The organism is Streptomyces laculatispora (genome assembly GCF_017353455.1).
Classification (GTDB): domain Bacteria; phylum Actinomycetota; class Actinomycetes; order Streptomycetales; family Streptomycetaceae; genus Streptomyces; species Streptomyces laculatispora.
The window spans coordinates 1-9,117 of sequence record NZ_JAFMPZ010000028.1 but is presented as its reverse complement, the minus strand read 5'-3'; the positions used below and the strand labels follow the sequence as shown (position 1 = coordinate 9,117).

Annotated in this window: 9 protein-coding genes; 6 read left to right on the top strand and 3 right to left on the bottom strand. The window is 71.9% G+C overall.

Features of this window, described 5'->3' with window-relative positions; all coding sequences use genetic code 11:
• Positions 1-111: 111 nt before the first annotated feature.
• The 6 genes from J1C73_RS01135 to J1C73_RS01110 all read left to right on the top strand — a co-directional run bounded on the left by J1C73_RS01135 (position 112) and on the right by J1C73_RS01110 (position 6,518).
• Positions 112-1,458, top strand: coding sequence for an alpha-L-fucosidase (locus J1C73_RS01135; RefSeq protein WP_207314656.1), 1,347 nt, complete (start codon positions 112-114; stop codon positions 1,456-1,458).
• Between the two features lie 45 nt (positions 1,459-1,503).
• Entirely contained in the window at positions 1,504-2,937 is a 1,434-nt protein-coding gene (locus tag J1C73_RS01130) for a polysaccharide lyase 6 family protein (protein ID WP_207314655.1), read from the top strand.
• 32 nt (positions 2,938-2,969) lie between these two features.
• Positions 2,970-4,394 carry a polysaccharide lyase 6 family protein gene (locus J1C73_RS01125; RefSeq protein WP_207314654.1) on the top strand — a complete coding sequence of 475 codons (1,425 nt, stop codon included), beginning with the start codon at positions 2,970-2,972 and terminating at the stop codon, positions 4,392-4,394.
• Positions 4,395-4,497: 103 nt separating this feature from the next.
• Complete coding sequence (locus J1C73_RS01120) at positions 4,498-5,337, top strand: sugar phosphate isomerase/epimerase family protein (protein WP_207314653.1); 840 nt, start codon at positions 4,498-4,500, stop codon at positions 5,335-5,337.
• 61 nt (positions 5,338-5,398) lie between these two features.
• Positions 5,399-6,046, top strand: a complete 648-nt coding sequence (locus J1C73_RS01115; RefSeq protein ID WP_207314652.1) for an SGNH/GDSL hydrolase family protein — start codon at positions 5,399-5,401, stop codon at positions 6,044-6,046.
• Between the two features lie 109 nt (positions 6,047-6,155).
• A complete protein-coding gene (locus tag J1C73_RS01110) occupies positions 6,156-6,518 on the top strand; it encodes a cupin domain-containing protein (RefSeq protein ID WP_123469321.1) in 363 nt (120 codons plus the stop codon).
• Positions 6,519-6,600: 82 nt separating this feature from the next.
• Here J1C73_RS01110 and J1C73_RS01105 read toward each other — a convergent pair whose 3' ends face one another.
• The 3 genes from J1C73_RS01105 to J1C73_RS01095 all read right to left on the bottom strand — a co-directional run.
• The gene (locus tag J1C73_RS01105; protein WP_207314651.1) at positions 6,601-7,899 is read right to left on the bottom strand and encodes an MFS transporter; all 1,299 of its coding nucleotides are present in this window, start codon (positions 7,897-7,899) and stop codon (positions 6,601-6,603) included.
• A gap of 76 nt (positions 7,900-7,975) precedes the next feature.
• Positions 7,976-8,518: a methylated-DNA--[protein]-cysteine S-methyltransferase gene (locus tag J1C73_RS01100; RefSeq protein ID WP_207314650.1), complete on the bottom strand. Its 543-nt coding sequence runs from the start codon at positions 8,516-8,518 to the stop codon at positions 7,976-7,978.
• Positions 8,519-8,607: 89 nt separating this feature from the next.
• The coding region (locus J1C73_RS01095; protein WP_278186492.1) for a glycerophosphodiester phosphodiesterase at positions 8,608-9,117 on the bottom strand (510 nt) is incomplete at its 5' end.

The following is a 9,117-nucleotide window of genomic DNA, read 5'->3' as shown; positions in this document are numbered from 1 at the left end:
GCCCCGCGTACGGCAGCGTGACGCGCCCGCCCGCCGGCCGCCGTCCCCGTACGAACAGCCCCGACGCACCCCCGACACCTCCCGGCCGCCGACGAGAAGGAGCGATTCCGCATGACCCCGAGCGCTGACACCCCGCAGGCGTGCCCGTCCCAGGACGGTGCTCCCGAAGGAACCCCGGAGACGACCTGGTTCACCACCGCCCGGTTCGGCATGTTCGTCCACTGGGGCCTGTACTCCCTCGCCGCGCGGCACGAGTGGGTCAAGAACCGGGAGGAGCTGACCGACGAGCAGTACCAGGTCTACTTCGACCACTTCGACCCCGACCGCTACGACCCGGTCCAGTGGGCCAGGGCGGCCAAGGCGGCGGGTATGCGGTACGTCGTCCTGACCGCCAAGCACCACGACGGCTTCTGCCTGTGGGACAGCGCCCTCACCGAGTACAAGGTCACCAACACCCCGCACGGCCGCGACCTCGTCGGCCCGTTCGTCGAGGCGTGCCGCGCCGAAGGGCTCAAGGTCGGCCTCTACTACTCGCTGATCGACTGGCACCACCCGTCCTTCCCCGTGGACGGCACCCACCCGCAGCGCGACGACGAGGCGTTCAAGGCCGCCAACGCCGACCGGGACATCCGCGACTACCAGCGCTATCTGCACGGTCAGGTGCGTGAACTGCTCACGTCGTTCGGGCGCGTCGACTACCTGTTCTTCGACTTCTCGTACGCCGGGCGCACCTGGTGGGGCGGCAAGGGGCCCGACGACTGGGATTCCCCGAAGCTCCTGGAGATGATCCGGGAACTCCAGCCGCACGTCCTCGTCAACGACCGGACCGGCCTTCCCGGGGACTTCGTCACCCCCGAGCAGTACCAGCCCTCCGGCCCGATGACCGAGAACGGGCGCCCCGTGCTCTGGGAGGCCTGCCAGACGCTCAACGGGAGCTGGGGCTACGACCGCGACAACCTCGACCACAAGAGCGCCGACCTGCTGATCCGCATGCTCGTCGACGGGGTGTCCAAGGGCGGCAACCTGCTGCTCAACGTGGGCCCCACCGGCCGCGGCGATCTCGACCCGCGCGATCGCGCGATCCTCGGCGAGATCGGCCGGTGGACGGAGCTGCACGAGCGGGCGATCCGCGGCTGCGGCCCGTCCCCGTACACCGCCCCGGCCGAATGCCGGTACACCCAGCGCGGCGACCGGCTCTACGTCCACCTGTTCGCCTGGCCGTTGCGCCACCTGCACCTGCCGGGTCTCGCCGGCCGGGTGCGCTACGCCCAGCTGCTGAACGACGCGTCCGAGATCATCCCGGTCCACATCGACCCGGACCGGCCCGCGGTCAACACCGAGATGGGCGGACAGCCCGCCGGAACGCTCACGCTCCAGATCCCGGTCCGCCGCCCCGACACCCCCGTCCCCGTCATCGAACTGTTCCTGGACACCACGGCCGACCCGGCCGACGGCTGACCCGAAGCCGGAACAGGTCCCGTCCACCGCACTCACGGAGGCACCATGCAACGCCGCACGTTCCTCATGAGCACCGCAGCAGGGGTGGCGCTGGCCGCCGCCCCCGTCGGCGGACCGCTGACCGCAAGCGCGACAACGGCCCCGGCGACCGTCCGCACGCCGGCCGAGCTCCAGGCGGCGATCGACCGGGCGCGGCCCGGTGACCGGATCGTCGTGGCCGACGGGACCTACACCGTCCCGCCGGACAGCCCCCTCACCATCCGGAACAAGCGGGGCACCGAGCGCGCACCCGTGACCATCGTCGCCCGGACCCGGGGCGGCGTCGTCCTGGAGGGCGAGCACAGCTTCGTCTTCGAGGCGTCCAGCCACATCACCCTCAGCGGCTTCTCCTTCCGCCAGAGCAGCACCCTGGACATCCCCCCGGACTGCTCGCACATCAGGCTCACCCGGAACGACTTCCAGCTGGCCGACATCGAGGGCCTGCACTGGGTGATGGTGCGCGCGGACGACAGTACGGTCGACCACAACCACTTCCACGGCAAGAGCACGCTCGGCATCTACCTCGGCATCGAGGGCGCGGGCACGGACGAGATGGCCCAGCGCGTCCACGTGTACCGCAACTACTTCTCCGACCACACCTTCGCCGGCTCCAACGGCGGCGAGCCGATCCGGCTCGGCGTCAGCCCCCGGGCGCTGTCCGCCGCCCACGCGGTCGTGGAGTACAACCTGTTCGAGCGCGCCGACGGGGACCCCGAGGCGATCTCGGTGAAGAGCTCGGACAACACCATCCGGTACAACACCGTCCGCGACAGCCTGGGCGGCATCGTCCTGCGGCACGGCAACCGCAACCGGGTGGAGGGCAACCACCTCGTCGACGGCCAGGAAGGTGTGCGGATCTACGGCAACGACCATGTGATCGTCAACAACTACCTCGCCGGCCTGTCAGGGCGCGCCCTGGTGATCGGCAGCGGTTCCGAGCGCGACCACCTGCCCGGCGAGACGCCCGAGGCGCGCCGCGGCAACGACGCCCCCGACCGGATCCTCGTCGCGTACAACACCCTGGTCGACAACAACGGCACGCTGTCCGGCGAGAGCCAGCGCCCGCACGAGCCGCGGGACGTCACCGTCGCCGACAACCTGTTCGTCGCGGACACGGGCCAACTCGTCGAGATGGCGAACACCGTGCGCTTCACCTGGTCGGGCAACCTCCTGTGGGGCGCCGCCGCCGACGGCAACATTCCCGCCGGTGGCGGCACCCGTATCGACCCGAAGCTGGTGAAGGACCCGCACGGCATCGTGCGGCCGGCCGCCGACAGCCCGGCGATCGACGCGGGCACACTCCGCTGGCCGCCCGTCACCCATGACATCGACGGGCAGCCGCGCGGCCGGGCCCGGGACGTGGGCGCGGACGAGCACTCCCGCCGGCCACCGAGGCGCGGACCCCTGACCCCGGCCGACGTCGGTCCCCACGCCGGCTGAGCGCACCCATCCGCTTCGACGCAGGAGGCACCATGCAACGACGCACGTTTCTCAGAAGCACCGCGGTGGCCGCACTCGCCGCCGTACCGCTCACCACCTCGCTGTCGGGGAGCGCATCGGCGGCCGACATCCCGGTCGCCTCCCTGGCCCAGCTCCAGAGCGCGATCAACGGCGCCGCGCCCGGTGACCGCATCGTCGTCGCCGACGGCACCTACACGGTCCCGTCGGGGAGCGCGATCAACATCTCCGGCAAGAACGGCACCGCGGCGCAGATCACCATCGTCTCGAAGACCCGCGGCGGCGCCGTGCTGCGCGGCGAACGCGGCTTCGTGCTCAGTAATTCGAGCAACATCACCATCAGCGGCTTCTCCTTCCGGCAGAGCACCACGATGGAGATCCCGGCGGACTGCTCGGCGATCCGGCTGACCCGCAACGACTTCCAGTTCGCGGACGCCGGCGATCCGTACTGGCTCGTCGTGCGGGCGGATGACTCGAAGATCGACCGGAACCACTTCCACGACAAGACCACCGCGGGCATCTTCATCGTCGTCGACGGCACGGGCAAGACCGCCATGGCCCAGAACCTTCACATCTTCCGGAACCACTTCTCCGATCACAGCTTCACCGGGGCCAACGGAGGCGAGCCCATCCGCCTCGGCGTCAGCGGCCGGGCACTGTCCGAGGCCAACGCGATCGTCGAGTACAACCTGTTCGAGCGCTGCGACGGCGACCCCGAGGCCATCTCGGTGAAGTCGTCGAAAAACACCATCCGGTACAACACCATCCGCAACAGCCGGGGCGGCATCGTGCTGCGCCACGGCAACCGTTCCTTGGTGGAGGGCAACCACCTGATCGGTGGCATTGACGGGGTGCGCGTCTATGGCAACGACCACAGAATCGTCAACAACTACCTGAGCGGGCTGTCCGGCCGGGCCCTGGTGATCGGCAGCGGAACCACCCGTGACCACAACAGCGGCGAGACGCCGGACGAGCGGACGGGGAACGACGCCTGCGACCGCGCGGTGATCGTGCACAACTCCCTGATCAACAACACCGGCATGCTCTCGGGCGAGACCCGGACGTACGAGCCGCGGGACGTGACCGTCGCCGACAACCTGCTGGTCGGCGACTCGGGCAGCCTCGTCGCGATGGGAGCCACCTCCGGCTTCACCTGGCAGACCAACCTGCTCTGGGGCGCGGCCACGAACGGCAACATCCCCTCCGGGGGCTTCACCCGGGCCGACCCGCTGCTCAGCCAGGGCACGGACGGTGTTCTGCGGCTGTCGTCGGGCAGCCCGGCGATCGGCGCCGCCACACTGGGCAGCGCCGCCGTCGCCGATGACATCGACGGGGACCAGCGCGGCAGCGTACGGGACATCGGCGCCGACGAGTACTCGACAGCGCCCGCGCTCCGGCACCCCCTCACGGCCGCGGACGTGGGTCCGAACGCCGCCTGAGTGACCACGGTGCCGGGGCACCGCCCAGCCTGCCCGGTCCGCCCGCCCCGTCCGGGCGGACCGCCCTAAAGTGCCTGAAGACCAACCGCAGGAAGGCAGTGTCATGACCGAGGAGAGCAGCCGGAGTACGCGGGGCCGCGCCCCGCTCCGCCCGCAGGCCGGGCCGGAAGCGGGAAGGGTCAGGCTGGGCCTGTGCTCGGTCACGTTCCGCCGGCTGCCCGCCGCCGAGGTCGTGCGACGCGCCGCGGACGCGGGCCTGGAGGTGATCGAGTGGGGGGCGGACGTGCACGCGCCCGCGGGGGAGCCCGACACCGTCCGCGCGGTCCGTGAGGCCACCGACCAGTACGGGATGGCGTGTTGTTCGTACGGCTCGTACTTCCGCGCCACCCCGGGCGAACTGGCCGGATTCCCCGCCGTCGCCCGCGCCGCGGTGCTTCTCGGGGCGCCGCGGATACGGGTGTGGGCGGGCGCGACCGGATCGCGGTCCGCCCGGCCCGAGGAGCGGCGCGAGACGGTGAGCTGTCTGCGGGAGGCGGCGCGGATCGCTGCGGACCACGGACTCGGGCTCGCACCCGAGTTCCACGGGGGAACGCTCACCGACACCGTCGCCTCGACCGCCCGGCTGCTGGACGAGGTGGGCGCGGACAACGTCCGCACGTACTGGCAGCCGCCGCTCGACACGCCCGGCGAGGAGGCACTGGCGGGGCTCGCGTCGCTCGCCGACCGGGTCTGCGCCGTGCACGCCTTCTCGTGGTGGCCGGGCAACAACCGGCTGCCGCTGGCGGACCGTTCGGACCTGTGGACGGCCGCCCTCGGCCTGCTGGACGGCCGGAATGTCGAGGCGCTCCTGGAGTTCGTGCCCGGCGACGATTCCGCGGTGCTGGACCGGGAAGCCGCGACACTGAGGGGATTCGCAGGCCAGACCCCCTCCGGCCGAACGTAGTCGACCGTACTCCCGCAGGTCACGAGGGATGCTCCAGCGCCCCGACATCAGGACGGCATACATGCACATCAAGAACGACGACACGCTTGTGTTCATCGGTGACTCCATCACCGACGCGGGCCGCGACCGTGCGGATTCCGCATCGCTCGGCGGGGGTTACGTCCACGAGATCGCGCAGACCCTGCGCGACCGGGCGGACGACGGACCCGGACCCCGTGTCATCAACACGGGGATCAACGGCAATCGCGTGTACGACCTCGAAAGCCGCTGGACCACCGATGTCATCGACCACCGGCCCACCGTGGTCACCGTCAAGATCGGCATCAACGACACCTGGCGGCGCTACGACCAGGGACTGCCCAGCCCGCTCGACGTGTTCGAGGAGTGCCTCGACCGCCTGCTCGCGGGCACGGCGCGTGAGCTGTCCGCACGGCTGGTCGTCATCACCCCGTTCCTGCTCCCGGTCGGGCCGGACCAGGAGAGCTGGTTCGAGGACCTGTCTCCCCGCACCGACGCCGTTCTGCGGGCAGCCGTGAACAACGGGGCCCAGGTGGTCCGCGCCGACCTCGTCATGATTCGCGCGGCGCAGGACCGGGAGCCGGCGGAGCTGGCACCGGACGGCGTCCACCCGAGCCGTCTCGGGCACCGGCTGCTCGCCGACGCCTGGCTCGCCGCGGTCGACTCCGCTGCCGCGGACCCGCGGAGGTAGCACCCCGTCCTCATGCGGGCCGACCCGTAGTCGTGCGTGCCGGTGCCCGAATCCGCGCCGGCCCGGGGCCCTGCGGGACGCTCCGGGCCGGTCGCTAGAGTGACCGCTCATGACCACAATTGATCAAGCTCCCGCCTCTTTCGCCGTGCACATCCCGGACGCCGTACTCGAACCGGAACCGCTCGATCCCGCACAGGTCGTGTCGGGCGATCCGCAGGTCACCGGCAAGGTGCTGTGGGAGTCGGCCGACGGCAAGCAGCTGCGCGGGATCTGGCAGATCACGCCCGGCGTGGTCACCGACACCGAGGCCAACGAGCTGTTCGTGGTCGTCAGCGGGCGCGCGACCGTGGCGGTCGAGGGCGGCGCGACGCTGGAGATCGGACCGGGCGACGCCTGCGTGCTGCGCGAGGGCGACCGGACGACGTGGACCGTGCACGAGACGCTGCGCAAGGCGTACCACATCAGCCTCTGAGGTCTCCGAAGTCTCCGGAGCCTCTGACGCCCTCGGCGCCCGAGCCCGCTTTCCGCCGCCCGTCGCGGGCGCCCCGCCGGGCTCAGGCCCCGGCGGGGCGGGTGAGGGACCGGCGCAGCGCCAGCGCGGCCATCGGCAGCAGCAGACATGCGCCGGTGAGGTTCAGCCAGCCGTAGCTCGCCCGGGAGACGATGACACCGGCGACCGCGCCGCCGATGCCCGCCGACGCGTTCATGGTCAGGTCCGACAGACCCTGTACGGCGGCGCGGGCGGGCTGCGGCACGGAGTCGGTGAGCAGCGCCGAACCGGCTACCAGTCCAGCGGACCAGCCGAGCCCGAGCACGAACAGGCCGGCCGCGGTCCTGCCGTGAGCGGCGCCCGCGGTCCCCGCCAGCAGTGCGGCCAGGGAGAGCAGCCCGACCGCCAGGCCGATGACGGTGAGCCGGCCGAAGCGGTCCGACAGCCAGCCCATCACCGGCGAGAACGCGTACATCCCCGCGATGTGGCCGCTGATCACCAGGCCGATCAGCTGGAGGTCCGCGCCGTGGTGGCCGAGGTCGACCGGGGTCATCACCATGATCGAGACCATCGCGGTGTGCGAGACGGTCACGGTCACCAGCGCCAGCCGGGCCATCGGCGACGCCCGCACGGCCGCGATGCCCGCACGCAGCGAACGGTTCCCGGCCGACCCGCTCTCCTGCGGGGCCAGCGCGCGCGCCGTGAGCAGCGGATCGGGCCGCAGCAGCGCCGCGACCACGAGCGCGGCGAGAAGGAAGATGCCGGCCGCCCAGACGAACGGCCCGGCCGTCTCGGACACGGCGGTGCCGCGGAAGACCCGGCCCGCCGGTGCCGCGATATTGGGCCCCAGCACCGATCCGATGGTGGTGGCCCAGATGACCGTCGAGATCGCCCGGCCGCGCCGCTCGGGCTCGGCCAGATCCGCCGCGGCGAACCTCGCCTGCAGATTGGCGGAGGAGCCCGCGCCGAACGCGGCCATGCCGAGGAGCAGCAGCGGGAAGTTCTCCACCACGGTGGCGAGCACCACGAGGCCGGCGCCGAGCGCACCGATCAGATACGCCAGTACGAGACCGGGGCGGCGGCCGCGCGAGGTCATCAGCGCGGCCAGCGGCAGCGACAGCAGGGCCGTGCCGGTCACCGACGCGGTGGGCGCGAGGCCCGACAGCGCCTCGGAGCCGCTGACCTGTGTCGCCAGTACGGGGGCCAGGGCGATGCCGACGGGCACGCCGAGGCCGCCGAGTATCTGGCCGGCGATGAGGACGGCGGTCGTTCTGCGCCGGAGTGCGGGCAGGTCGGCCGCCGTGACCCGCCCGGCGGTACGCGGCCTGCCGGGGGTGTCGGATGTGTCGAGGGTGTTGGTCACCGAGGAAGTGTGCCAGCCCGTGCGTACGTGCGGAACGAGGGCGCCGGCCGGCCCTGGGCGGTACCAGGGGCCGGGGTCAGAACAGCGGCTCGGGCAGCACGCCCTCCAGCGCCAGCAGCCGCCGTTTCGTCTCCAGCCCGCCGCCGAAGCCGCCGAGCCCGCCGTCGCGCTCCACCACCCGGTGGCAGGGCACCACGACCGGCAGCGGATTGGACCCCATGGCCGCCCCGACCGCCTGGGCCGCCCCGGGCTGCCCGACCCGCTCGGCGAGGTCCCCGTAACCGGCGACGGCGCCGTACGGCACGCCCGCCGACAGCTCGCGGAGCACCTGGCGGTTGAAACCGCTCGTCAGCGACCAGTCCAGATCGAGGGAGAAATCCCGCAGCGTGCCCGCGAAGTACGCCGCGAACTGGCGTATCGGCTCGGCCAGCCGGGCGGAGCCCGGTGATTCGACCGGCTCCGCGCCGAGCCGGGTGCGCAACTGGGCCAGTGCCCTGTCCCGTACCGCCGGACGCGCGTGGAAGACCACGCTCACCAGCCCGGCGTCGGTCGCGGCCAGCAGCAGCGGGCCGATGTCGCTCTCCACGACGGCCCACTCGACAACCCCGTTGCTGTTCATGGCAACCACCGTACGGCCGGTCACTGACAACGGTCGGCGGCCGGCCACGACAGCGGTCCGGGGACGGCCGGCCCGCGGTCCCGGGGCGGTCAGCCCGCGGTCTCACGCACCCCGGTGGCCGCCCGCACCACGTCCGGCGCGTTGGTGATGATGCCGTCCACGCCGTAGCCGGTCACCCGGAGCGCGTGCGCCGCGTCGTTGACCGTCCACGTGTTGACCCGGAGCCTCTTGCGGTGCGGCCCCTTCAGCGCGTGCACCGCCGCCACGTACTTGCCCGAGACCGAGGTGTACGCGGGGTTGATCTGGTCGGTGAACTCGGCGTACGAGGGCAGCTCGGCGACGGCCGGGGTGCCCAGGAAGCCCGTGATCACGTCCGGGCGCTGCTCGTGTACCTTGCGCAGGCTGTCCGCGCCGAAGCTCTGGATCACGAGGCGGTCGCGGACGTGCCCGCCGTCGAGCCACCCCTCCCGGCGCAGCTCCCGCAGGGCCGCCCGCTCGATTCCCGGGTAGATCTCGGGGCTCTTGATCTCCATGAGCAGGTTCTGGTGGTTGTGCCCGATCCGGTCCAGGTACTGCCGGAGGGTGGGTACCCGGGTACC

Bases quoted from the DNA above. Each gene is read 5' to 3' on its own strand.
- J1C73_RS01130 (WP_207314655.1), top strand. From the start codon at position 1,504: ATGCAACGCCGCACGTTCCTCATGAGCACCGCAGCAGGGGTGGCGCTG.
- J1C73_RS01115 (WP_207314652.1), top strand. From the start codon at position 5,399: ATGCACATCAAGAACGACGACACGCTTGTGTTCATCGGTGACTCCATC.
- J1C73_RS01110 (WP_123469321.1), top strand. From the start codon at position 6,156: ATGACCACAATTGATCAAGCTCCCGCCTCTTTCGCCGTGCACATCCCG.
- J1C73_RS01100 (WP_207314650.1), bottom strand. From the start codon at position 8,518: ATGAACAGCAACGGGGTTGTCGAGTGGGCCGTCGTGGAGAGCGACATC.
- J1C73_RS01125 (WP_207314654.1), top strand. From the start codon at position 2,970: ATGCAACGACGCACGTTTCTCAGAAGCACCGCGGTGGCCGCACTCGCC.
- J1C73_RS01135 (WP_207314656.1), top strand. From the start codon at position 112: ATGACCCCGAGCGCTGACACCCCGCAGGCGTGCCCGTCCCAGGACGGT.
- J1C73_RS01120 (WP_207314653.1), top strand. From the start codon at position 4,498: ATGACCGAGGAGAGCAGCCGGAGTACGCGGGGCCGCGCCCCGCTCCGC.